Genomic DNA, 23632 nt, shown 5'->3' on the forward strand with positions numbered 1-23632 from the left:
ACAGCAAAAATTACTCAGGCAGTTTTTTGATATTGCCAATGCCAAATACGGAGTGGGAACCCGAACACAGGTAGACGTCCTGCGAGCTCAAGTAGAGCTTTCGAAAATTTCCCAACAATTACCCGTCCTCAATCAACGACGGGAAACCGCTCAAGCTCATCTCAATACCATTCTGAATCGTGATCCCCATGCTCCGCTTGGAATCCCACGAGTACCACATCCACAGCCGCTGACACGCTCGCTTGAAGAACTCCAGGCGCACGCGCTTCGACTCCGCCCGGAACTTCAAGAAGCTGATCTGGCGGTGACGCGATTTCAGTCGGCCATGCAACTGGCCAAATTGCAGTACTACCCTCACCTTCGGGTGGAACTCCAGCGCTGGCAAAATTACAACACCGACGACGGATTCGGCGGGAATGTGATGGTGAACATTCCCTTCGCGTTCTGGACCAAACCGAAGTATGACGCCGGGGTCAGGGAAGCGGCGGCGCAGGTCCGATCCGCACAAGCCAAGCAACAGACCCTTGTCACCCTCACGCGCTTTCAGGTCAAGGATCTGGTGGTGCAAATTCAGGCCACGCAAGAGGTTCTGGAACTCTATCGCACCACCGTCCTTCCGCAGGCACAGCAGGTTCTCCAAGCCGCCCATGCGGGCTATCGGACGGATCGCACGGATTTTTTGGATCTGATCGATGCGGAACGCGCGCTCATCACCTTTCGGCTTGAATATATCCGGGCGCTCGTGAACCGGGAACAGCAAGTCGCCCAACTTGAACGCGTGCTCGGCGCGGACCTGTAAGAAGGAGACGCACGATGCTCACGCACACATCACGACCACGCTGGATCATCCTCGGAGTCTTGCTCTGTATCCTTGTGGCCAGCCTGTTCTTTTTTAAAGAATCCTGGTGGCCCCTTTTCCACTCAGCGGGAGAGCCCACGAACGAGGCGAGGCATATCGAACAACCCATGCCGGACATGAAAGCCATGAGCGGCCATTCCTCCATGGAGATGGAATCCAACCAGGCTTATGCCATGGTGACTCCGGCACGGCAACAATTGATTGGCGTCACCACCGCCCTGGTGAGCATGCGCCCGCTTCAGACGGTGATCCGTGCCGTGGGGAACGTGGACTATGACGAACAACGTCTCACCCATATCAATCTTCGCATTTCAGGTTGGGTTGAAGATCTCTTTGTGGATACCACCGGCCAACTTGTTCGAAAAGGTCAGCCCTTGTTCACCCTCTACAGCCAGGAACTCGTGTCGGCGCAGGAAGAATATTTGCTTGCGATGAACGCCAACAAGCAGATTCAGAATAGCCCTCTTCTCGAAACCCGACATCAGACGGCGCAAATGGTCCAGTCTGCGCGCGACCGTCTCCGACATTGGACGTTGACGGATGCGCAGATCGATGAGTTAGCGCGTCGTGGCAAGCCGCAGACCTATGTCACCATCTATTCCCCTGTCGCCGGGTACGTTATCGATAAGAAAGTGTTTAAAGGCACGTTGGTGAAACCCGAGATGACACTCTATGCGATTGCCGACCTTTCTACCGTGTGGGTGCAGGCGGAAGTGTTTGAGTATGAAATGCCCTTCGTCCAAGTGGGACAACAGGGAAACCTGACCCTGGCCGCCTATCCTGGAGAAACCTTTCAAGGAGAAATCACCTTTATCTATCCCTACCTCAACCAGGAGGCCAGAACCAATACCGTTCGGCTGGTGTTCAAGAATCCGAAGCTGCGACTGAAACCGGACATGTATGGGACCGTTCAGATTCAGGTGAATCGCGGAAGGAAGCTTGTGGTTCCGGAAGAAGCGGTGCTCGATTCCGGTACCCGACAGGTCGTCTACGTGGTCCGGGGAGAGGGCATGTTTGAACCACGGCAAGTGACCCTGGGCCCGAAAGTCGGCGGCTACTATGAAATCGTCGAGGGTCTGGCTCTGGACGAACGGATCGCCACGTCCGGCACGTTTCTCCTCGATTCGGAAAGCAAGCTCATGGCGAGTTCGAACATGATGGGCGCGCTGGGAATGGGAGGAATCAAAATGGAGCAGGCGCACATGGGCAAGATGGATATGGAAGGCATGGATATGGACAGGAAAGCACCGGAGATGGCGGCAGCGAACAAGTCGTCGGCCGGAATGATTGAAAAGAAAGTCGGTAATCTCAGGCTGGCCTTCTCTACTGAACCTTCGCCCCCGCGCATGGGTGAAAACCGGATACAGGTTACCGTCAACGATGCGGCGGGCGAGCCGGTGTCCAATGCCAAGGTCCAATTAACATTTACCATGCCGATGCCAGGGATGGTTCCCGCCACTGTTTCCATGGCGGCTGGAAAGTCAGGAAGATATGAGGCGAAGGTGAACCTCGGCATGGCCGGACAATGGGACCTCACGATCGTGATCCAACGTCCGGGAAAGCCAGAGATGAAAGAAACGTTCTCGGTAATGGCCGGTGGGAGAAAAATGTCCGGAATGTCCGGCATGTGAGGGATCAAGCATGATTGAACGCATCATTGACTGGAGCGCTCGCAACGGGTTTTTAGTGGGCATCCTCACCCTGTTTCTGATGGGATGGGGCATCTGGGCGGTGGACCATACCCCCCTGGATGCTCTGCCCGATCTATCCGATGTGCAGGTGATCGTCTTTACCGAATGGCCCGGCCGCAGCCCCGACCTCGTTGAAGATCAAATTACCTATCCCATCGTCACGTCCATGTTGGGCGCTCCACGCATCAAATATGCGCGGGGACAATCCTTTCTGGGTTTATCGTTTGTCTACATTGTGTTTCAAGACGGCACCGACATGTACTGGGCCAGAAGCCGTGTGGTGGAATACATGCAGGGTCTTGAGGGAAAGCTTCCGGAGGGGATTTCTCCCTCCCTGGGTCCTGATGCCACCGGCGTGGGCTGGGTCTATCAATATGCCCTTGTAGATGAAAATGGCAATCACAGTTTAGCCGACCTTCGGTCCTTTCAAGATTGGTATCTCCGGTATTGGCTCCAGAGCGTTCCTGGCGTGGCAGAAGTAGCGACAGTCGGCGGGTTCGTCAAACAATACCAGATTCAAGTCGATCCCGTGAAATTGCAAGGGTACGGCCTCGGCCTTTCGGAGGTCATTGGGGCTGTCCGTCGCAGTAATAATGAAGTGGGTGGCCGGGTGATTGAGGCCAGTGAACGCGAGTATATGGTGCGAGGCCGGGGATATGTGCGCTCCCTTGATGACCTTCGAAGCGTGTCCCTTGGAACCGACGAAGAAGGGACACCCATTACAATCCACGATGTGGCAACGGTTACCCTTGGCCCCGATCTCAGACGAGGCCTTGCGGAATTAAATGGCAAAGGAGAAACCGTGGGAGGCATCGTGATCATGCGTTATGGGGAAAATGCGCTTGACGTCATTCAACGGGTCAAAGAAAAAATAGCAACCATCACGCCCTCCATTCCCGAGGGCATTCGGATCATTCCCGTGTATGACCGATCCGGTCTGATCCTTCGAGCAATCGCCACCCTGGAAGAAAAATTACTCGAAATCAGCATCGTCGTAAGCGTGATCAGCCTTTTGTTCTTATTTCATCTGCGTTCGGCGCTGGTTCCCATCCTGTTGCTGCCCGTGGCGATTCTTTTATCCTTTATTGCCATGTATTACCTGGGCGTGACGTCGAACGTGATGTCCCTCGCCGGGATCGCGATCGCGATCGGAGCCATGGTGGATGCGGTGATTGTCATGGTGGAAAATGCCCATCGTCGCCTCGCAGAGTGGGAGCGACAAGATCGTCCCGAACCTCGCGAAGACGTCATTATTCGGGCAGCCAAAGAGGTCGGGAAGCCCCTGTTCTTCTCGTTGCTCATCATCACGGTGTCTTTTTTGCCCATTTTTACACTGGAAGCGCAGGAAGGCCGGTTGTTCAAGCCACTCGCCTATACCAAAACATTGGCGATGTTTTTTGCGGCATTGGTCTCCATCGGATTGGCCCCCCTTTTGATGAAGTGGTTCATTCGCGGAAAAATTAAACCCGAAAGCCGGAATCCTCTGAACCGTTTCCTGGTATGGGTGTATACCCCATTACTGAAAGGCGTCGTGCGTGCCCGTTGGCTGGTTGTCGCCTTAGCCGTGATCGCCATGATTGCCATCATTCCCCTCTACAACCAATTAGGCTCGGAATTCATGCCCCCGCTCAATGAAGGCACGATTCTTTTTATGCCGACCAGCATTCCGGGAATGTCCATTCAACAAGCCTCCAAAATCCTCCAAACACAGGACGGATTATTAAAAGAATTTCCGGAAGTAGACCAGGTGATGGGAAAAATGGGCAGGGCACGCACTGCAACCGATCCGGCACCGCTCAATATGGCCGAGACTATCGTCACGCTGAAGCCCGAGAAAGACTGGCGGCCCGGCATGACCTGGGACAAGCTCATTGACGAAATGGAGCAGAAAGTAAAATTCCCGGGCATGCCGAATATCTGGTGGATGCCGATTCAAACACGAACGGAAATGCTCGCAACCGGCATTCGCAGCAATTTAGGTATTCGAATTTTAGGGCCTCAATTGGAAGAACTGGCGAAGATCGGCCTGCAAATCGAAAGCCTCCTTCAATCGTTGAAGGGTACCCGCAGTGCCTATGCCGAACGGGTCACCGGAGGTTATTACTTGGATATTGACGTCGATCGAGTTGCCGCTTCTCGTTATGGGCTCACCGTTGGAGACGTGCAGGATGTCATCGAATCCGCAATTGGAGGAAAAAATATTGCCTGGACAATTGAAGGACGGGAACGCTATCCCATCAACGTTCGATACCCGCGCGATTTGCGTCAGGATGTGGAAGCGCTCAAGCGTGTCCTGGTGACCACGCTAAGGGGAGAACATATTCCCCTGGCTCAACTATCCACCATTTCCACCTCCATGGGACCGCCTTCGGTGCGGGACGAAAACGGCTCGTTGGCCAGCATCGTTTTTGTCGACATAGCAGGCCAGGATCTTGGTACGTATGTTCAGAAAGCCAAGGCTTTGGTTCAGCAGCAGGTGAAGCTACCTCCCGGATATTCGCTTCAATGGGCCGGTCAATATACCTACATGGAACGGGCACAAAAAAGGCTCCTGATTGTGGTTCCGCTTACGCTCTTTCTGATTTTCCTCCTCCTGTACCTCAACTTTTATTCAATTCCTCGCTGTTTACTTGTGCTGCTCACCATTCCATTTTCGGTGGTCGGCGCAATCGGGTATTTATATTTTTTGAATTATAATCTCAGCATTGCCGTGTGGATCGGCATGATCGCGTTAGCCGGAGTCGCGGCGGAAACAGGGGTCATTATGATTATTTTTCTAGATGAAGCCTGTGCCCGACGGCAACGGGAAAACCGGCTCCAATCAATAAACGATCTTCGTGAGGCGGTTCTTGAAGGAGCCGTCTTACGGGTCCGCCCAAAAATCATGACCGCCTCGGCGATTATGCTGGGCTTGCTACCCATCATGTGGTCCCACGGAACCGGCGCGGATGTGATGAAACGCATCGCGGCGCCCATGATCGGCGGCATGGTCACGGCGACGGTGCTCACGCTGTTGGTCATCCCCGTCATCTATTTCATCTGGCGTCAGCGGCAATTACAATTAGATCATTGAAAATTTCTGATATGGGACCATTTATACAAAACACCAAATCGTAAAAGCTTCGTCCTATGTGCAACAGCAACATCACAAGAGAAAGGCATTTCAATTCATGATGCAACCATTCACTCACAAACAAGGAACAAGCTGTCGATTGAACTGGCGTCTCCTGGTTATTTTAGCGCTATGGACCATAACGGCCTGTGCCACCGCACCTCAACCGCCGCAAAACGAAACCCTCCCGCCACCCGAGAATGCGACTCCACAGGTGGCACAAATGCTCCTGGATGGCAATCGTCTGTTTGCCGAACACCGGTGGGCGGAGGCGATTGGGAAGTACGAAGAAGCGGTTAAGACTCAGCCAAAATTGGCAGAGGCCCATTACAACCTGGGGATGGCACTTTACCGGAAAGAGCCCGTTTCAGCCGCGCGCCCCCATTTTATCGAAGCGGCCGATTTGGCTCCCGGCCATCCCGTCATTTGGAATGCTCCCCCGTTCCGAAGATGTGGAACGTTTGAACAGAGCAATCCAACACCGGCACCGGATAGCCACTTTGGTCATCAGCATCAACTGACATTGGGAAATCTAACCCCCAAACATGCCATTATCGATTTCTCATTCCGCCAGGAGATAAAAAAATATGAAGGTCCACCATTCACAAGGAGGAGATCATGAACATTCAATCAAAGGGGAAATTGTTGGTGGGAGCCACACTGATTGCTCTGACAGTGGGGTGCGCTTCAGTTCCGCCCAAGGAGTTAGTACAGCGAAACGATCATGCAGGGTTGACCACCTGGTATCAAGAGGAAGCCCGTGAACTTCGCGGGCGAGCAGAGGAGATGCGCCTAATGGGGAAAGAATATGAAAAATTTACTCCTAAACAAGGGCAACAGTCTAATCTTGTTCAGCATTGTAGAAATTTGGAGGAAAAATACACCAAAGCCGCGGAAGAGTTAGATGGCTTAGCGAAACTTCATGCCGAAGAGAGGAAAACTCCATAATTCCTTCTTCGAAGAGGGTAACCCGGTGTGGAGACAACCTCCAGAGTTGCCTTCACACCGAGGTTGAAAAAGCAAACCCCCAATTGGGGATTCGAGATTCAGGGTTACGGGATATTGATCGTGCTCTTCTATAATAAATCCCTTCATAATCCCACTATCCGCCCAAACTAGGGTTATCGATAGTTTTATCGATGAGCGCGCACCTTTACACTGGGAAAATCATTTTAACTCCCAGGCTAACGTTTTAAGGGTCAGATTTGCCTGTACTCTCAACAAAGGAGGATTTTCAAAGGCCATCAACATCAATCTTGTGGGGAAGTCTGCGTGCGCTGTGCTCAGGAATGCGAATCGTGCGGAAACCCTTGGGTGACTTGGGCGAGTGCGCCAGGGTTTTCATTGATTGCGCGGATTTCTGCTGGTCTTGTGGGGCATTTATGAGCCGAGATTCTCAATTCAGTGCTGAACTCTGCGCCACAATTTGTGACGCCTGAGCCAAGGAGTGCCAGAAATATGAACAAAGAGCATTGTCGGCGATGTGCGGAAGCCTGTCGCCGGTGCACAGAGGATTGTCGAAAGGTGGGCGCCAGTGCGGGAGTACGAAAATAACCTGTGGGTGTAGGGCGATAGAATTATCTGAATACCCATCGGGCAAAACTTCTTATCGGCATGCCCGATGAGGCCAGACTCTTTTTTTATTCCAATCAATCTCAGCCGACATGGACAGGAGCATGTCCCAGAGGCCATTCATCATTTGCCTCGTGGAATGGACAAAAAACTTTGGAGGATGACCTCCCTGAGCCTAATGAAGATTGCTTGGATATTTCATTCGCCCCACTCTCGAAGTTATTCAGTGCGAGCATTGAGAAGGCTTTTTATACTGTGAGATAAATGCCGCAACACGTTTCACAGGATATAAAAATGTTGAGAATCTGCATGGTCGGGTTATGGTGGGCTATAATGTTTATAATCGGTTTGGGATTATCCGGATGTGCCATTCCTTTCTATGATAATGAGATGGATGAACTGCCTAAACCGAACATGTCCCCTCACGAAGGCATCCCCTCTCCCTTCCCCGATCTCCGGAATGAGGATCACCAGGGCAACGTCCTGACCGAAGTCCCTACGCGGACGGAGGATGATCTTTCCGACGGGGAACCGCTCTCTCTTCAGCGACTCAAGAAGCTTGCACGGAAAAATAATCCCACCTTGATACAAGCTTGGGCTTTGGTTGAAGTCGAACGGGCCAAAGCGCTTCAGGCCGGTCTCTATCCGAACCCGATCGGCGGGTATCTGGGTGATCAAATCAATGTTAAGAATACCATTGGAGAATTTCAGGGTGGATTTGTTCAGCAGGAATTTGTCACGGCGGGAAAATTGGAATTGAGCCGGCAAAAATATCTGGCGCGCGCGTCCGCCTCGGAATATCAGGCGCTTGCTCAGGAATACCGGGTGATGAATGCCATTGTCATCCAATACTATCGCCTCCTGGGATTTCAAGAGCGGGTCTCGATTCAGCAGGAACTCCTGAAAAGCTGGCAGGATGAATTGGTCACGATGCAAGAACGATTCAATGTCGGCCAGGCGAATAAAGCCGATATTCATCGAGCCAGGGTCCAAGTTCAACGGCAGCAGCTAACCGTGATGATGGCCGAAAACGATCTTCAATTGGAACGGGAACGGTTACTCGCTCTTGTGGGAACTTCGCTGCCTTCCGAAACGGTGACAGGAAATTTGGCGGAAAATTTACCCCCGATCCTGTTTGATGCGGCACTCCAGCGATTGCTCCGTGAAAGTCCGGAGCTGGGTTTGGCCCATGCAAACGTGAGATCGGATCAAATCATGGTTCAACGGGAAAAAATGGAACCGATACCCAATATTAAAATTCGAGGGTCGGCGGGACGAAATTATATAGAGACCCAGACCGTATATGGCGTGATGGCATTTATTGAAATTCCGATTTTTGACTGGAATCAAGGCACGATTCAGCAGGCACGCGCCGACCTCCGTCGACAGCAATCGGAAGTGACGCTCATTGAGCTACGGCTTCGTCGCAGCTTGGCGGAACAATTTCAGCGATATCTGACGGCTCTTCAACACATCATCAGCTATCGGGATGAAATCCTCCCGGAGTCGGAGGCTCGGTATCGCACGCAATTACTCAGCTATCAAGCCGACCGTGAAACCTGGCCGGCGGTCTTGGAAGCCCAACGGGATTTTTTCATGCTTCGACTGGAATACATTGATCAATTAATTGCCTGGCGAACCGCCAGAGTGGCCATTGAAGGCCTGCTGCTCCTTGACGGCCTTCAGGCCCCGCAGGGTGTGACGCCGCCCGGACATATCGATGCGAATCCCAAACCCAGATAATCAGGCCATATACTCCTTGAGAGAGTCTTCTAAACCGGAGGAAACAGGATGAAGGATGGTGTGACCCGACGGCAATTGCTAGTCACCAGTGCAGCAGCGGCAGCCGGCTCCTTATCGGCTCAACTTTCTCACGGAGAACCGACCAATACCTCGCCATCATCCAAGGATTCGCCGGAAGATTCAAATCATCAACCGAACAATGCCAATTCAAAATTTTCCAGCTATTCACGCTACTATCCCAGTTTTGGCGGCCCCCCGGATTCGGATGAGTATTTAGGAAAACTCGTCCCCGGTCTTCGCACTTCAGGCTTGGAACCCGTATCATTTCAAGCACCGGATCTGGACACACTTCCATGGAAAATGGTCAATGGGGTTAAAGAATTTGAGCTACGGTGCACGCCTGTGCAGCGGGAATTTCTACCCGGAAAGTTTATGAATGTCTGGGGATTTAACCACAGCATGCCAGGCCCGACCCTGGAAGCCTTCCAAGGAGACCGAGTGAGAATTATTGTTCATAATGAACTTCCTGAACCAACCTCGGTGCATTGGCATGGCTTGGAACTCCCGGTGGAATTTGATGGAGTCCCCGGCGTGACCCAGCATCTGATTCATCCGGGTGAGGCCTACGTCTATGAATACGACCTTCACCAGACAGGAACTTTTTTTTATCATAGCCATGTGGCCATGCAGGAAGCCTTCGGTATGGTGGGATTTTTCATTATTCATCCCCGCATTGCCTACGATCCGCCCGTTGATCGTGATTTCGGTCTGATTTTTCAGAATTTTTTCATCCCGCCCAATGCCCGGACGCCGGACTCCATGGGCATGGACTGGAACTGGCATACCATTAACGGGCGTAGCGGCCCGTTTACCACTCCACTGGTGTGCAAACATGGTGAACGGGTCCGCATTCGATTGATCGATTTCAGCCCGATGCAACATCACCCCATTCATATCCATGGCCACACGTTTTGGTTGACGGGCACCGAAGGCGGACGCATTCCGCCCAGTGCCTGGATTCCCCGAAATACCACATTGGTGGGCGTAGCCATGGCCCAGGATTTTGAATTTGTGGCCTTCAATCCCGGCGATTGGACCTTTCACTGCCACATGGTGCACCACATGATGAACCATATGGTGCGACAAGTTGGTCCTCGCATCCGTGGGGAAGAAGATGTGTCAACATATCTGGATTCTCTCCCCAATCGTCCTCCGGCAGAATCCGCCTTTGAAAATCCGGCGTTTGGCGTACCCGGCTACCCACAAAAAATGCAAGGTCAGGAGATGGGGGAAGAGGCTATGCAACAAATCAACGGCCGGCGCGAAACTCGCGGAATGCGCAAAAAGTGGCACGAAGGCATCAAAGGTTTAATGACGGTCATGCGTGTCTTGCCGGAAGAATTTTATGACCTCGTCATGCATAGCGAGGAAAAAATTCCACCGGGCGCCATTTTCGAAGCCATCGCCAAAGGCCAATATCGCACCCATAACCGGTAGATATCCTGTGCACACATGATCACATTTTTTCCTTGATGCCCTTTTTGATTAACCACCAATTGACCGGATAGCTGGTTAGAAAACCGGCAAACATCGCGATCTGCATCATGAACCAGAAGACCGGATTGGTTTTTTCCATTTCATGCCCGATCAGCACGAAAATGACAATGGCCATCCACCCGTACATGCCCACCTGCCAGGCCGTGAGCGAAAGAGTGTCCGCTTTCACGGCCTCTCGAAATCCCTCTTTGGCCGTTAATCCTTTCATAGGTTTGATCGTGAAGTATTGAAATACGATACCGAACAAGAACGCCAGGATAAAATCGATTACCCATGCGGCAAACACCGTCTTGCCGAATAAGGTAAGCGGGACCAGAACGATAAACCATTCCGCCACAATATCTCCCAGTGTGCAACCGCTTCCGCAGTGCGTCGTACCTAAGGCGGTACTTTCCCAGAAGGGCTTTTTTCGGGCTTCAGGTTTTTCTCCCTTGGCCTTTGCCGACTCCATGGCCTGTCGAGTGGACAGCCGACCGACGGTAAAATAGGCCCAGAGAGCCAGAGGCCCGGCATAGAGGGCCGTCAACGGCCATACGATATTCATAATCCACATATGTTGGCGATGTCCCCGCAGGATATCAACGACAATGATAAGAGACGAGATCGCGGCCAGTATCAAGGCAATGATAGCGAGTGTATGGAGCCAGTCAGGAATGTTCATGGAATTTTCTCAATCTGATTTTTTCAGTTGTTGCTATCCTACGGGCAAAGGTATTGGATGTAACACTGCCAAAAACCCTCGTAAGATTTCCTGATTCCGACGATTAAGGATGAGAAGGACAATGAATCCCTCGTTAGGGTTTCAGCGCACTTCGAGAAGCCTTTCAGGAATGCCGGTTAATGGGTATGCCGATGATGCAAATCCGACACATGCACATGGTCATGATGAAGAGGAAGGTGCCGATGAGTATGCGCATGAGATCCAGTCACATCCTCTTCGTGTCGATGGTCGTGATGGAAATCGGCATGGGTGTGGATATGGTCATGTTCCATCTCTGTATGGTCATGCATGTGGCGATGATGTTCGCTCATGAGAATCCAAACTCCAAGAGCCATAATTACCGCAGCCGGATAATCTCCCACTTGCCATTTCTCGCCGAGAATGGGCACAGCCGCCAATGCACCGATAAAGGGAGCCGTCGCGAACAAGGCCGCTTCCCGGGCAGCACCGAGTAGGCGTAGGGCATAGATGTCGAGCACGACACTGATGCCGTATCCCACAAATCCCACAGCTAACACCAAAACGATAATCACACTATCAGGAAATTTATAATTCAGAATCCACGACAAGCCTAGCGAAAAAGCTCCGGCACTCAATCCTTTGATTCTCGCAACCGCAAGCGGGTTTCGAAGAGAGAGGCGCTGCGTAAGATTGTTATCCACCGCCCAACACACACAGGCCGCACTGATACCGATCACCGCAAGCCAATCTCCATAGAGCGTTCCAGGGCTATAACTCAGAATTCCAGCACCGGCAAAAATGAACAGGGCTGCGCCGGCCTCACGCTTCCCCAGATGCTCGCGAAAGAGAGTGACCGCCAAAAGAATCGTGAGCGGTGCTTCCAGATTGAGTAAGAGCGATCCAACCACGGCAGAAAGGCATTGCAGCCCATAGAGCATGAGGATGGGACCTAAAATTCCGCCTGTGAGAATGATTCCGAATAATAATCCAATATCAGTTCGTTGAATGGGAGTTTCCGATTGAGAGAAACCTTTTTTGTTTGTGGAGGTGAGGAAGATTTCAAACAGACCAAGGCCGAGGCCTGCTCCCATATAGAGCAGGCCCGCTAGAGGAAACAGGTCGTAGTCCGAAAGATACAATTTAATTAGGGGAGTCGTCAGACCAAAGAGCAGGGCTGCGCCCAACCCATAGAACGCTCCAAGAGTTTTTTGATTATCAAACACGATCCTTTTCTTTCATTTTTTCTCTCAGGCACATCGTCAACACACAGAGGAATATCTTCAGGGCGAGCAACGCGAACTCCGATCCCACGATCCGATCATCCGATGGCCGATGAGGGAGAAATCCGGAATAAGGTCGAAGGGGAAGAGCCCAACGTCCGATCAACCAGTCCTTGGAAAAATCTTGACCAACCACTTGATATTCGCTGATCTGTAACCAAAAGCCCGATAGCATAGGAAAATCTTCATCAAAAGAATCAAAGACCGTGTTGGAATATTTCACATGGTCTTTCCCTATCATTCTTAGGCAGACGGTTCCACAGATCTCATCAAACTGGAAGATACAATGCAATAGCCTTCCATTTCTCCGTATTCAAGATTCCGACATATCAAAATAGGAAGAAAGGAGTGCAAACAGAGCGAATCCTACGATAAAAAACCCTGCTGACCATGGCACATCTTCACATGCCTCATGAGCCTCCGACATCATCTCTTCGGCGGCAGCCAAACTGAGAATGCCAGCCGTGAAGGCAAGTGCTGAAAATTTCCAGATGTCGGCAGCATCTTTGAGAAGCCAAAACCCCATGCTACCCGCCGCCACACAGGGGAGAACCAACGAGGCGCCAAGCCATAATCGATGACTCCTGGAAAGTTTTTGATTTTTAAAATTTGCCGCCATGGCAAATCCTTCAGGGATATCGGCTGTGACTTGGGCCAGAGCCGCCAGAACAGCCAACGTGGTCGAAATCGAAAGGCTGGTACCAATCAGTATGCCATCACTAAACAGGTCGACCAGCACGGCAAAATAAATCATCCAGGCCGCATTACCCGAATCCGCCTTTGATCGGGTAGATAATAGATTGAGCATCCTCTCCACGGCCATATAAGTTAATCCGCCCACAAGATACGCCGCAATGACTATCCAAGGTTTAGACGTTTCCAGGGCACGGGGCATCAGTTCGATGCCCACCACTCCAAAGACAATTCCTGCCGCTGCATGCAACGCAAAGTTCCGCGATCGATCCGTGACCGTGACGAATTCGGCCACCAGAGCCCCGGCAAAATTCCCTGCTCCAGGTAGGAGAGCGAGTCCTAAGACAATGATGTATTGAGAAAAGGCATTCATGACACTTGGCGTGGACTCATTAAAAAAAAGAAACTGTACTGGTTACTCATTTATCCGTTCGCAAGGATTTGACTGTTCCCTGAACTTGCATCGTTGCTCTTTCTATCCCCAATGCCTTAACTCGTTACCGTGACATCTCTGTCGGCAGACCATTTTACCCGCAAGCGCTCCTCCCACACGTACAAGGTTGGCAACACAAGAAGCGTCAAGGCCGTGGAGGTGACAAGACCCCCAATAACCACCGTCGCCAATGGCTGTTGCACTTCTGCTCCCGCAGATGTGGAAAGAGCCATCGGCACAAATCCCAAACTGGCCACCAACGCGGTCATCAACACCGGCCGTAACCGGATCATCGCCCCCTCATATGCCGCTTCCTCCGCCGTGAGTCCTTTCTTCCGCAAATCCAGCACATAGGACATGAGGACCACTCCGTTCAGAACGGCCACGCCGAACAGCGCGATAAAGCCGATTCCAGCGGAAATGGAAAACGGCATTCCCCGCAGTGCCAACGCCAAGATGCCACCTGTTGCCGCCAAAGGAATATTCAAGTAGATCAGCACAGCCGGTCGGACCGAATTGAACATGGTGTAGAGCAACACAAAAATCAAAAACAACGCCAGGGGCAGGACGATCGCCAATCGCATTGAGGCCCGTTGGAGTTGCTCGAATTGGCCTCCCCATTCGATCGAATATCCATCCGGCAGAGTAATCTGTTGCCTAACAGCTTCCTGTGCATCGGCGACAAAGCTGCTCAGGTCGCGTCCCCGTACGTTTGTTTCGACGGCAAGACGCCGCTGAATATTTTCCCGGCTGATTTGCGCCAGACCGGTTTCTATTTTAATGTCAGCCAGTTGAGTGATGGGAATCAGTCGACCCCGTGGGTCGGCGACTCGAATATCTCGAATCCGGTCGAAGTTTTTCCGATCTTCCGGGCTAAAACGGACTTGAATGAAAAACCGGCGATTCCCCTTCACAACTTGACCGACCGTGCGACCACCGATTGCCCTCACCGTATCAAGCACTTGTGAGGTATTGATCCCGTAACGCGCAATTGCTTCTCGATCGATGATCACCCGAAGATAGGGAAGGCCTGCGACCTGCTCGGCTTTCGTTTCGGCGGCACCCTGCACTTTTGACACCACTTGTACGACCTGATCGCCTAGAGTCTTGAGTTGATCCATGTCTTCACCAAAAATGTTAATGGCAATCTCGGATCGGACGCCGGCGATCAATTCCTGTACACGAAGCTCGATGGGTTGGGAATAACTGAACTTGGTTCCCGGCACGGCTTTCTTCAAAGCCGCGTCGTAGGCTTGGATGAGCCCGTCTTTGGTTCCGGCCGTCCTCCATTCATCATGCTCGGGATTTAGCAACACATAAATATCACTGATCTCCACGCCCATCGGATCAGTGGCAATTTCGGGACGGCCTGTCCGGGAAATCACCGAGGTCACTTCCGGAAATGTTTTCAGCACTTGTTCAATACGAGTGGTGTTCTTCACTGACTCTTCCAGAGAGACACTAGGCAAGCGCCATGCTTGAAGAGCAATGGAGCCTTCATCCAATTTTGGGATAAACTCCGCTCCCATGAAGGCAGCCACGCCCAGGCTTCCAGCAAATAAAACTGCAGCTACCCCACCAGTGATTGCAGGATGGTGCATGGTTCGCGTCAATAAAGGCCGATAGAGCCGTTTGACATGCCGGATAACCCAGGTTTCTTCTTCCTTGACCCCTTTCCGCAGAAAGAGACTGGCCAGAACAGGTGTCAGTGTGACGGCAAGAACCAACGAAGCTACCAGGGCGAAGATGACGGTAACCGCCATGGGCGTGAACATTTTTCCTTCGATGCCTTGGAGTGTGAGAATGGGAAGATACACAATGATGATAATCCCCACCGCAAAAAAGATGGGGCGTAACACTTCACGTCCGGACTCTCGAATCACCTCGTGTATTTCCTCAGAGGTCATGCGCCCGAGTTTTTTTGTCTTTTCCCGTCGTTCGGCGATATGCCGCACGATGTTTTCGATCATGACGACCGACCCATCCACAATGAGGCCGAAGTCAATGGCACCCAGACTCATCAGATTTCCTGAGATTTGTGCGGACACCATCCCCGTGAATGCCACCAACATGGAGAGCGGAATGGCCACCGCCACGATAAGGCCCCCACGGATATTTCCCAGGAGTAGGAGCAAAACTGCGATGACGAAAATGGCCCCCTCGGTCAGGTTTGTCGCGACGGTTTTAATGGTCTTTTTTACCAAATCAATGCGATCGTAATATGGATCAATGGTTACACCTTCTGGCAAGGATTGTTTGATTACTTCCAGTTTCTCTTTGACCCGATTCACCACCACCCGTCCGTTCTCCCCTATCAGCAGCATGACGATGCCGGTGACTGCCTCACCTTTTCCATCCCGAGTGACGGCGCCTTGGCGAACCATGGGTGCGAACTGGGCCTGGCCGAGATTGCGCAGATAAATGGGGGTGCCATCGTTTCTCGTGGCCACCACGATATTTTCAATATCCTGAAGGGTTTGGATGAGGCCCTCTCCACGAATCAAATACTGCTCCTGAGCATGGACAAGATAGGCCCCTCCGGCATTCCCATTGTTTTGTTCAAGCGCCTCAAAGATTTGCCCGATGGCAAGATCGTAGGCCACCAATTTCCTGGCATCCAGTTGAAACTCATAGGTCTGTAATTCCCCGCCAAAGCTGTTCACTTCGATCACACCGGGAACCGAACGAAGCTTAAACGCGATGTCCCAATCCAGGATCGTCCGTAATTCCATGAGGGAGTAGCCCTCCCCCCTCACCTCGAATTGATAGATCTCTCCCAACCCACTGGAAATTGGGCCCATTTCCGGCGTCCCCAATCCTTGCGGAATGGTTTCTCGCGCCTGCGGCAGTCGTTCCATCACCAAACGACGACAGAAATAGATGTCCATGCCTTCCTCGAAATAAATCGTGATGGCTGACAGACCAAAACGCGAGACCGATCGAATCAGTTCAATCCCTGGCAGGCCGGACATTGCCGTTTCAACCGGAAAGGTGATGAATTTTTCCACTTCAACCGGACCTAAGCCTGGAGCATTGGTCAGGATCTGGACTTGATTGGGCGTGACATCCGGAACGGCATCAATGGGAAGTATGCTCATCGAGTAGACTCCGGACGCGATGATCAGCCCGGCAAAAACCAGAATGAGAAACCGATTATTCAAGGCAAACTCGAAAATTCGATTCAGCATGACAGCATGTCCTTTTCTCAACAAAAGACCTTGGCTACCTTACTCTTAGTGGCCATGCCCTCCGAGTGTTTCTCCCAGTAGGATGGACTTCAGGTAAAACGATCCTTTGGTGACCACCCGTTCGCCTTCTTGCAACCCGCTGACAATTTCTACGTAGGGATCATCATTGGAGCCAAGGGTAACCGCCCGTTTTTCATAAGTCCCCAGCTTTTTCTCCACGAACGCCACAGGTTGTTCTTCGATGTGTTGAACAGCATCCTGAGGAATCCGAATAACCTTTTTCCCTTGGGAGCCTGAATGGGCAATCGAAGACCTCGCAAACATCCCAGGACGCAGGCGTCCTTTCGGATTGGGGATCTCTACCCGTGCTTCGACAGTTCGGGTCCCTGGATCCAGAAGATTACTCAAGTACACCACCGTTCCGCGAAAGGTCTCTCCCGGATACGCATCAACGGCAATTCGAACATTGGCTCCGACTCGGACACCGGCCAAATCTTTCTCAAAGATATCAAGAAGAATCCACACCGTACTCAGATCGGCAATGGTAAAGGGTTTATCGCTTGGAGTGATCAGTTCGCCGGGAGTCACGTGCCGCCCAATGATAGTTCCTTTCTGAGCTGCCGTCAGGGAAAAGGACGACAATGGATGATGTCCCCCCTTATTATCGATAATCGTTTTGATATCTTCGTGAGAGAGTCCCACAAGTTCGAGCGCTTCAAAGGCCGCCTGATACGCGGCCACGCTTTGTTGATAGGCCCCCCTCGCATCGAGATACTCTTTCTCCGAAGAAATCTGTTGCTCAAAGAGTCGTTTTTCCCGATCATAATTGGCTTTGTTGACCAGAAGAACAGTTCGGGCCTGTCGAAATGCGGATTTTTTCGAGCCAAGTTCAATGCTATCGAGTATCGCGAGGGCCTCCCCCGGCTTCACAAGATCCCCGAGTTCGGCGAGAACCTTAATCGCTTTCCCTTCGATTCGCGGACTCACGTGAGTCAGTGTGTACGCGTTCGGTTGGATATTGGCGGTAGCCTGGATCCCTTCTCTCACGACACCTCGTTCAACGACGACCGACTGGAAGGTTTGGCCTTTTAAGGCTTCAGGGGCAAGGGTGATATCGCCGGAGTGATTTTCGCCCTCATGTGAATCGGTCTCACCCTGGCGATTCTGTTCTTCATGCGTGTCATATTGAAGACCCTGTTCGTGATCGGCCGATGTTCCCTCCGGAGCCGGCTCGGTCGGATGTTCCTGGCAGGCGATGCCCAGTAGCAGGAATAAAATAAATACAGAGCCCAGTATTGGATTGTTCATACGCTTTCCTCTTCCTTAAAACTTTCCCCCAATAGCCTGCGCTAAATTCACTTCAGCCTCGCGATATTGGCCAAGAGAATTCACATAGGACAGTTGAGCAACGATCAGATCGTCTTGAACCACAATGAGTTGCAATAAACCAATTTTGCCCTCACGGTAGGCATCCTCGACAAACCGGAAATTTTCATCGATTCGTTCAAGCACCTCTGCTTCAAACACCTCCACCGATTGACGAGCTGCTTCGTAGGCCTGAAAAGCCGTTTTCACTTCCTGTTCGATATTCCGCATGACGGACACAATTTGATAACGACCTCGATTCAGCTCTCCGCCCTGCGTCACCAACTCTCCTTGTTTTCGATTAAATACCGGAAAGGGAATGGTGATACCCCCGCCTAAGAGTTTACTGGATCCATCGGCCCCTTCGGTTTCGGTTGAGTAGAATCCCTGAAAGGTGGGATTCGGCACGATAAGCCGACGGGTCAGATTTATGGCGGCTTCGACCCGTGCCACCTCTCTTCTGGCTGCAAGAAGATCGGGCCGCTGCGATTGAGCCTGCTGCAGAAGGTCCGGTAGTGGAACCATTTGAGGTGGGTTCCTGAGCTGGCCATCCAGTCCTATCGAACGATCCGGTTCCCACCCTAACAACCGGCGGATGTCCACCACTTTGTTTCGAAATGAGGCTTGGGCCACCAAGGTCTCTTTGCGGGCCTGGCCATAGCGGATTTCAGCTAAATTATATTCCATGATCGGGATCACTCCGGCCTTAAACCGTGCCCGCGAAGCATCCCGAATGCGTCTGTTCAACGTCTCGATTTCCTTCCTCAGGTTTAAAACTTTTTCCAAGGTGAGGGCCTGAAAGAAGGCACGTTTCACCTCTCCGGTAATAAGTCGTTCTCGGTTTTTGACCTGAGCTTCAACTTGAGACACATTTCGAACGGCTTCCTCCCTCCGGAGTCCACGTTGCCCGGCCACCTCCACCTCTTGTGACAACAGCACTCCGGAATCCTTCACATTTCCGGAACCCGGGTTATTCCGATTCCAGACCTGGCCATTGACAGTTGGATTAAACCGATTGAACAGAAAGGCATTGACCTTCTGCCCTCTGGCGATTTCCAGCTCTTGGCGGACAGACAGAAGGTCCGGATTCGTCTCCAGCGCCGTTTTGACAGCCTGCTCAACGGTCAAGGACTCGGAAGCCTTAACAGGATAGGACTGCACGTGGCAGAACAGAAAAGAAAACAATATGGCGACAAAATATTTTTGCTTCATCATGCCACTCCACCATGATAGGAGATTCAATACTGGCTCCTTAAAAGATTTCACCAAGGCTTCTGACTCCACACACGGGTATGTGTCCATTTGACCTGAAGAGCTGGGAACTCTTCTCTCAGGAAATCGGACCAAGAATGACACGAGGAAAATTATTATCTTCCCCACTGCACGCATTCGGAGCGTGGATGGTGTTAAGGAGTCAGAGATTCGAAGAAAATTTAGATGGAAAGGAAGGGAGGAGCACGGGGCGAAAGGACATAGGCCAAAACTAACAGTCGTGTTTCGGGCACAAAGAGATCAATTCTCGAAACTAAAAATGTACCCGGCGTCTCCAGCTTCCTGGAAACTGCGATAGCACTGATGGTGGATGACGCACGTCCTTCGAGAATGAGATCTATCGATGAATTGAGAACAGAAAAGCTGTAGGTGTCATGTTCAATACCATGAAGAGGGTGGGTTGAGGAATCGGGAGTTCCAAACAGCTTCCCTGCGGAGTGAGAATCATGATGATGGCGATGATCTTCGAATGCACAAATAGGAGAATCGGTTAAATCCGTGTGGAAGGTTCCCCCATGAACATGTCCAGGCATTCCATGGGCATGATCGGCTTCTGGATGGATGTGAATTAAGGGGAGACAAATAACCCAGAGGATCAACCATACTTTCAGATATTTGTGGGCCATTTTGTACACCGAAGCCTTGCTTCCTCTATCTGCGGATCGGTTCATCGGTTCTTCGTGATGATTTCTTAAACCTAACACAAATTAGGTGGAGGGAAACAAGTTTTCTCCGCTCCAATTCTCACTTTGCATATCCTCCCGGCGTTCCACCTGATCTGGCGAAGGAAAAAAGTTCAAATTCAAAGGTTAAATCATCATTAATTGACAGGTGTGATCATTGCCGATTCAGATTTACCATAATCAAAAATCAAACTACGGTTTTCGATCATGCTGGATTACGTTCCCGGTCAGGTCTCATGAAAAAGTGTGGCGTTTTGAGCCTTGATGATCCTTCTTCCTTGGGTAGAATTGCTACACATTGTTTTAATCTTTGACTATGCCAATGGACAAAAGCTTTTAAAATGAACATGGGCATTTGGATGGCATTATGTTTGCTCTTTTTTTCCGTAAACACTAAGATGCCTCGCACAGTGGATTTCGGATAACGTCAAAAGATAAAACGTCCAATGAAGAAACGCTGCCAAAAGAAGCCTCGAGTTTGTGTTTCCCTCTTCCTTATCGTTTCTTTTGTTTTATGTGGGATTGCAGGCGCGTACTGTCCCATGGCCTCTTCTGCAGCGGCCAGTCATTCCTCGCAGCCGGCTTCTCCCCTTACTCCCTCGGACCACCACAGGGAATGCCCTGAACAATTCAGCAACGCCAACGAGCAATTGAAGGAATTAACCCCTGTCGCTTTGCCCGTCACACATTTCCACATTCTTGATCTCTTCCCCAACGCCTCCACTCAGAAATTCGCGTTTGCACGCACGACACCATCCTCATCCTATCCGCTTCTCTTCCTGCGTTTTTCTGTTCTTCTGAATTGAGTTCTCCTCACGAACGGGCGGCATACGCATCCGGAAGCCATCAGGGTTTTCGGAACATGGCGTTTTCTAAATTTCTCTAGTCGTGAGGGGCTCTATGAACTCATTTTCACTCTCTCGTGTAAGTGTACTCCTAGTTAGCACCAGCCTGCTCCTGGCTAGTGTATCCACCGGACCAGGCTTCGCCCAGGAATCCTCCCTCACACTCCAAAGCCTTGTAGAAGAAGCCCTCCTACGCAATCCTAGCATTCAAGCGGCCAGTCGCCAGTGGGAAGCTTCGCAAGCCATCATTCCTCAGGTGCAATCCCTGCCGGATCCGAACCTGCTCTTGGGTTACCAGCGCATGCCCATGCTCGAGCCACTGGAAGGCCCGGTCTACGGATTCAGTCAGAAATTTCCCTTTCCCGGAAAACTGGGACTCAAAGGAGAAGTGGCCGCTCGACAGGCTGATCGAATTGAGCAGATGTACTACGCCACCCGGCTCAATGTCATTTCCCGACTGAAGCGGCATTATTGGGACCTCCATTTTATTCATAAAGGTATCGAAATCGTCGAGAAGAACAAGCTCCTCCTCATGCAATTCGAGAAGACCGCCAACGCCCGCTATAGCGTGGGGAGGACGGCCCAGCAGGACGTCTTTCGCGCCCAGGTAGAACTCTCGCGGGTGTTGGATCGACTGGCGGTGTTGGAACAACAAAAAGAAAGTCTGCATGCCGAGATTAATCGACTACTGAACCGTCCACCGATCGGACCGCTTGGAACCCCTGAAGACATTCATCTCACGCCGATTACGCAGGATCTCCCGGAGCTGGCCAGGCGGGCTGAAGCCTTCTCACCAATTCTCCTGGCTTCGGCCAAAAGTGTGGCTCAAGGGGAGGAATCGGTCTCTCTGGCCAGAAAAGAATATTATCCGGATTTCAACCTGAGCGCGTTGGGCACTCGCAATGAGCGGATTAACGAGAACGGCTACCAGATCATGCTCGGGATTCAGATTCCGCTTTTTTATCAAACAAAGCAGCGGGAAGGTGTGAACCAAGCCGTCGCGGATCTCTCTCGCGCACGCGAGGATCTCATAGCCACCCGGCAAGATCTGTTGTTTCAGGTGAAGGATGCATTTGAACGGGCTCAACGAGCGACCCGACTGGTCAAGATTGTTGGGAAGGCCATTATTCCTCAAGCCACACTTGCCCTCCAATCCGCCCAGGCAGGGTATAGCGTGAGCCAAGTGGACTTTCTCACCCTTCTGAATAATTTGCTGACCCTCCAGGAAAACGAGTTGGAGCTTCATGGGGAGATGGTCGAACACGAAAAGGCCGTCGCAAGACTCGAAGAACTAACCGGAGGGCCGCTAACGATCTCGGATGCTCCACATTCCTATGAAGAACATCAAGGCTTGCATCAAAACCTCCCCGCACCAAACCATGATCGCTCCGGGACGGATAGACCATGAAACAGTGGACGCTCTACCTCGGAATCGGTGTGCTGATTGTCGGTGGCGTGGTCGGGACTTACTGGTTCCTCAGCCAAGAGCCGGCACGTGTTTCTCCCGGGCCTTCAGAAGAGGCAACCGGCCAAGGTCCTACCGGACAAAATGTGGAACAACGACCACCACATGATCATCAGGGTTCAGGACCTGCTTCCGAACCACAGACCACCACTACGCCAAATACCCTCACCATTGCCCCCGAACGATTGCAATCAATCGGCGTGCGGTTTGAGGAAGCCACCCGTCGGTCGCTTGCGCGAACCATTCGAACCGTGGGACGGGTTGAAATCGACGAACGCCGGTTGGCGAGGGTGAATATCAAATTCGAGGGGTGGATTGAGGATTTGCGGGTGAGCGCCATCGGGGATCATGTCAAACAGCACCAGATCCTTTTTACGATTTACAGTCCGGACCTCGTCGCGACGCAAGAAGAGTACCTCTTGGCGCTTCAGGGGATTCGAGAACTCGGCAACAGCGAATTTCCTGTAGTCGCCAAGGGCGCCAAGGATCTGCTCGTGGCGACACGCCGGCGGTTTCAGCTGTGGGATATCACGGAGAATCATATTCAGGATCTTGAACGAACCGGGGAAGTCTTGCGGACGTTACCCATTCACTCCCCGATCACGGGAACTGTCCTCAAGATGGAGGCCCGCGCCGGAACGCATGTCACCCCAGGCACCGAACTTTATATGATTGCAGATTTATCCCGGATATGGATTATGGCTGATATTTACGAATATGAATTGCCCTTGATCGAACTCGGCCAACAGGCCACCGTCACACTCTCTTACGATCCTCAGACTCACCTGGTCGGAACGGTGGGGTTCATCTATCCCACCCTGGATCCCCAAACCCGGACCGCCAAGGTTCGGTTCGAAGTCAACAATCCAGGCGAAAAGCTGAAACCCGGCATGTATGCCAATGTGGAACTCACCATTCCCTTGGGACGCCGGCTGGCCATTCCGCGTGATGCGGTACTTGAAACGGGAGAGCGCCAAATGGTGTTTATCCATCATGGAGGAGGCACGCTGGAATGGCGGGATGCGAAGCTTGGCGTACAGGCCGGAGAATGGGTGGAAGTTCTGAAAGGGGTCAAGGAAGGAGACCATATCGTGACATCAGCCAACTTTTTGATTGACTCCGAGAGCCAATTGAAGTCCGCCGTCCGCGGCATGGCGGGCATGAAACATTAATCGCAAGTAAGGAGTATGGA

The 23632-nt window shown here is 51.7% G+C and carries 18 protein-coding genes; 10 read left to right on the forward strand and 8 right to left on the reverse strand.

Annotated features, from left to right (window positions below; genetic code table 11):
• From AAH187_RS09230 to AAH187_RS09260, 7 genes are all read left to right on the forward strand, one after another.
• Positions 1–799, forward strand: a 799-nt coding sequence (locus tag AAH187_RS09230) for a TolC family protein (protein ID WP_342348160.1), incomplete at its 5' end; no start/stop codon positions are given.
• Between the two features lie 14 nt (positions 800–813).
• Entirely contained in the window at positions 814–2490 is a 1677-nt protein-coding gene (locus AAH187_RS09235; RefSeq protein WP_342348161.1) for a FixH family protein, read from the forward strand.
• 10 nt (positions 2491–2500) lie between these two features.
• The gene (locus AAH187_RS09240; RefSeq protein ID WP_342348162.1) at positions 2501–5623 is read left to right on the forward strand and encodes a CusA/CzcA family heavy metal efflux RND transporter; all 3123 of its coding nucleotides are present in this window, start codon (positions 2501–2503) and stop codon (positions 5621–5623) included.
• 97 nt (positions 5624–5720) lie between these two features.
• Positions 5721–6284: a tetratricopeptide repeat protein gene (locus AAH187_RS09245; RefSeq protein ID WP_342348163.1), complete on the forward strand. Its 564-nt coding sequence runs from the start codon at positions 5721–5723 to the stop codon at positions 6282–6284.
• The gene (locus tag AAH187_RS09250; protein ID WP_342348164.1) at positions 6281–6610 is read left to right on the forward strand and encodes a hypothetical protein; all 330 of its coding nucleotides are present in this window, start codon (positions 6281–6283) and stop codon (positions 6608–6610) included. Before AAH187_RS09245 ends, AAH187_RS09250 begins: the two co-directional genes overlap by 4 nt.
• Before the next feature lie 1014 nt (positions 6611–7624).
• The gene (locus tag AAH187_RS09255) at positions 7625–8977 is read left to right on the forward strand and encodes a TolC family protein (RefSeq protein WP_342348165.1); all 1353 of its coding nucleotides are present in this window, start codon (positions 7625–7627) and stop codon (positions 8975–8977) included.
• A 48-nt stretch (positions 8978–9025) separates the two neighbouring features.
• Positions 9026–10474, forward strand: coding sequence for a copper oxidase (locus AAH187_RS09260; protein ID WP_342348166.1), 1449 nt, complete (start codon positions 9026–9028; stop codon positions 10472–10474).
• Positions 10475–10493: 19 nt separating this feature from the next.
• Here the strand turns inward: AAH187_RS09260 and AAH187_RS09265 are convergent, their stop codons facing one another.
• The 8 genes from AAH187_RS09265 to AAH187_RS09300 form a co-directional block, all read right to left on the reverse strand.
• Positions 10494–11195 (reverse strand): DUF4396 domain-containing protein, encoded by a 702-nt coding sequence (locus AAH187_RS09265; RefSeq protein WP_342348167.1) that lies wholly within the window; start codon positions 11193–11195, stop codon positions 10494–10496.
• A gap of 176 nt (positions 11196–11371) precedes the next feature.
• Positions 11372–12439, reverse strand: a complete 1068-nt coding sequence (locus AAH187_RS09270) for an EamA family transporter (RefSeq protein ID WP_342348168.1) — start codon at positions 12437–12439, stop codon at positions 11372–11374.
• Complete coding sequence (locus tag AAH187_RS09275) at positions 12432–12719, reverse strand: hypothetical protein (RefSeq protein WP_342348169.1); 288 nt, start codon at positions 12717–12719, stop codon at positions 12432–12434. The genes AAH187_RS09270 and AAH187_RS09275 overlap by 8 nt, the downstream gene beginning before the upstream one ends.
• Positions 12720–12809: 90 nt before the next feature.
• Positions 12810–13562, reverse strand: a complete 753-nt coding sequence (locus AAH187_RS09280; RefSeq protein ID WP_342348170.1) for a hypothetical protein — start codon at positions 13560–13562, stop codon at positions 12810–12812.
• Between the two features lie 116 nt (positions 13563–13678).
• Complete coding sequence (locus AAH187_RS09285) at positions 13679–16810, reverse strand: CusA/CzcA family heavy metal efflux RND transporter (protein WP_342348171.1); 3132 nt, start codon at positions 16808–16810, stop codon at positions 13679–13681.
• A gap of 45 nt (positions 16811–16855) precedes the next feature.
• Positions 16856–18118 (reverse strand): efflux RND transporter periplasmic adaptor subunit, encoded by a 1263-nt coding sequence (locus tag AAH187_RS09290; protein ID WP_342348172.1) that lies wholly within the window; start codon positions 18116–18118, stop codon positions 16856–16858.
• Between the two features lie 15 nt (positions 18119–18133).
• Positions 18134–19390 carry a TolC family protein gene (locus AAH187_RS09295; protein WP_342348173.1) on the reverse strand — a complete coding sequence of 419 codons (1257 nt, stop codon included), beginning with the start codon at positions 19388–19390 and terminating at the stop codon, positions 18134–18136.
• 218 nt (positions 19391–19608) lie between these two features.
• On the reverse strand, positions 19609–20118 hold the full coding sequence (locus AAH187_RS09300) for a hypothetical protein (RefSeq protein WP_342348174.1): 510 nt from the start codon (positions 20116–20118) through the stop codon (positions 19609–19611).
• 554 nt (positions 20119–20672) lie between these two features.
• On the opposite strand from AAH187_RS09300, the gene AAH187_RS09305 reads away from it, so the two are divergent.
• From AAH187_RS09305 to AAH187_RS09315, 3 genes are all read left to right on the forward strand, one after another.
• Positions 20673–20936 carry a hypothetical protein gene (locus tag AAH187_RS09305; RefSeq protein ID WP_342348175.1) on the forward strand — a complete coding sequence of 88 codons (264 nt, stop codon included), beginning with the start codon at positions 20673–20675 and terminating at the stop codon, positions 20934–20936.
• A 94-nt stretch (positions 20937–21030) separates the two neighbouring features.
• Positions 21031–22383, forward strand: coding sequence for a TolC family protein (locus AAH187_RS09310; RefSeq protein WP_342348176.1), 1353 nt, complete (start codon positions 21031–21033; stop codon positions 22381–22383).
• The gene (locus AAH187_RS09315) at positions 22380–23612 is read left to right on the forward strand and encodes an efflux RND transporter periplasmic adaptor subunit (protein WP_342348177.1); all 1233 of its coding nucleotides are present in this window, start codon (positions 22380–22382) and stop codon (positions 23610–23612) included. Before AAH187_RS09310 ends, AAH187_RS09315 begins: the two co-directional genes overlap by 4 nt.
• Positions 23613–23632: the final 20 nt, after the last annotated feature.

Source organism: uncultured Nitrospira sp. (assembly GCA_902500695.1).
Classification (GTDB): domain Bacteria; phylum Nitrospirota; class Nitrospiria; order Nitrospirales; family UBA8639; genus Nitrospira_E.

Coding starts and splice junctions, on each gene's coding strand:
- AAH187_RS09255 (WP_342348165.1), top strand. CDS start 7,625: ATGGATGAACTGCCTAAACCGAACATGTCCCCTCACGAAGGCATCCCC.
- AAH187_RS09245 (WP_342348163.1), top strand. CDS start 5,721: ATGATGCAACCATTCACTCACAAACAAGGAACAAGCTGTCGATTGAAC.
- AAH187_RS09235 (WP_342348161.1), top strand. CDS start 814: ATGCTCACGCACACATCACGACCACGCTGGATCATCCTCGGAGTCTTG.
- AAH187_RS09300 (WP_342348174.1), bottom strand. CDS start 20,118: ATGAACCGATCCGCAGATAGAGGAAGCAAGGCTTCGGTGTACAAAATG.
- AAH187_RS09315 (WP_342348177.1), top strand. CDS start 22,380: ATGAAACAGTGGACGCTCTACCTCGGAATCGGTGTGCTGATTGTCGGT.
- AAH187_RS09280 (WP_342348170.1), bottom strand. CDS start 13,562: ATGAATGCCTTTTCTCAATACATCATTGTCTTAGGACTCGCTCTCCTA.
- AAH187_RS09295 (WP_342348173.1), bottom strand. CDS start 19,390: ATGATGAAGCAAAAATATTTTGTCGCCATATTGTTTTCTTTTCTGTTC.
- AAH187_RS09310 (WP_342348176.1), top strand. CDS start 21,031: ATGAACTCATTTTCACTCTCTCGTGTAAGTGTACTCCTAGTTAGCACC.
- AAH187_RS09305 (WP_342348175.1), top strand. CDS start 20,673: ATGGCCTCTTCTGCAGCGGCCAGTCATTCCTCGCAGCCGGCTTCTCCC.
- AAH187_RS09250 (WP_342348164.1), top strand. CDS start 6,281: ATGAACATTCAATCAAAGGGGAAATTGTTGGTGGGAGCCACACTGATT.
- AAH187_RS09285 (WP_342348171.1), bottom strand. CDS start 16,810: ATGCTGAATCGAATTTTCGAGTTTGCCTTGAATAATCGGTTTCTCATT.
- AAH187_RS09265 (WP_342348167.1), bottom strand. CDS start 11,195: ATGAACATTCCTGACTGGCTCCATACACTCGCTATCATTGCCTTGATA.
- AAH187_RS09290 (WP_342348172.1), bottom strand. CDS start 18,118: ATGAACAATCCAATACTGGGCTCTGTATTTATTTTATTCCTGCTACTG.
- AAH187_RS09240 (WP_342348162.1), top strand. CDS start 2,501: ATGATTGAACGCATCATTGACTGGAGCGCTCGCAACGGGTTTTTAGTG.
- AAH187_RS09260 (WP_342348166.1), top strand. CDS start 9,026: ATGAAGGATGGTGTGACCCGACGGCAATTGCTAGTCACCAGTGCAGCA.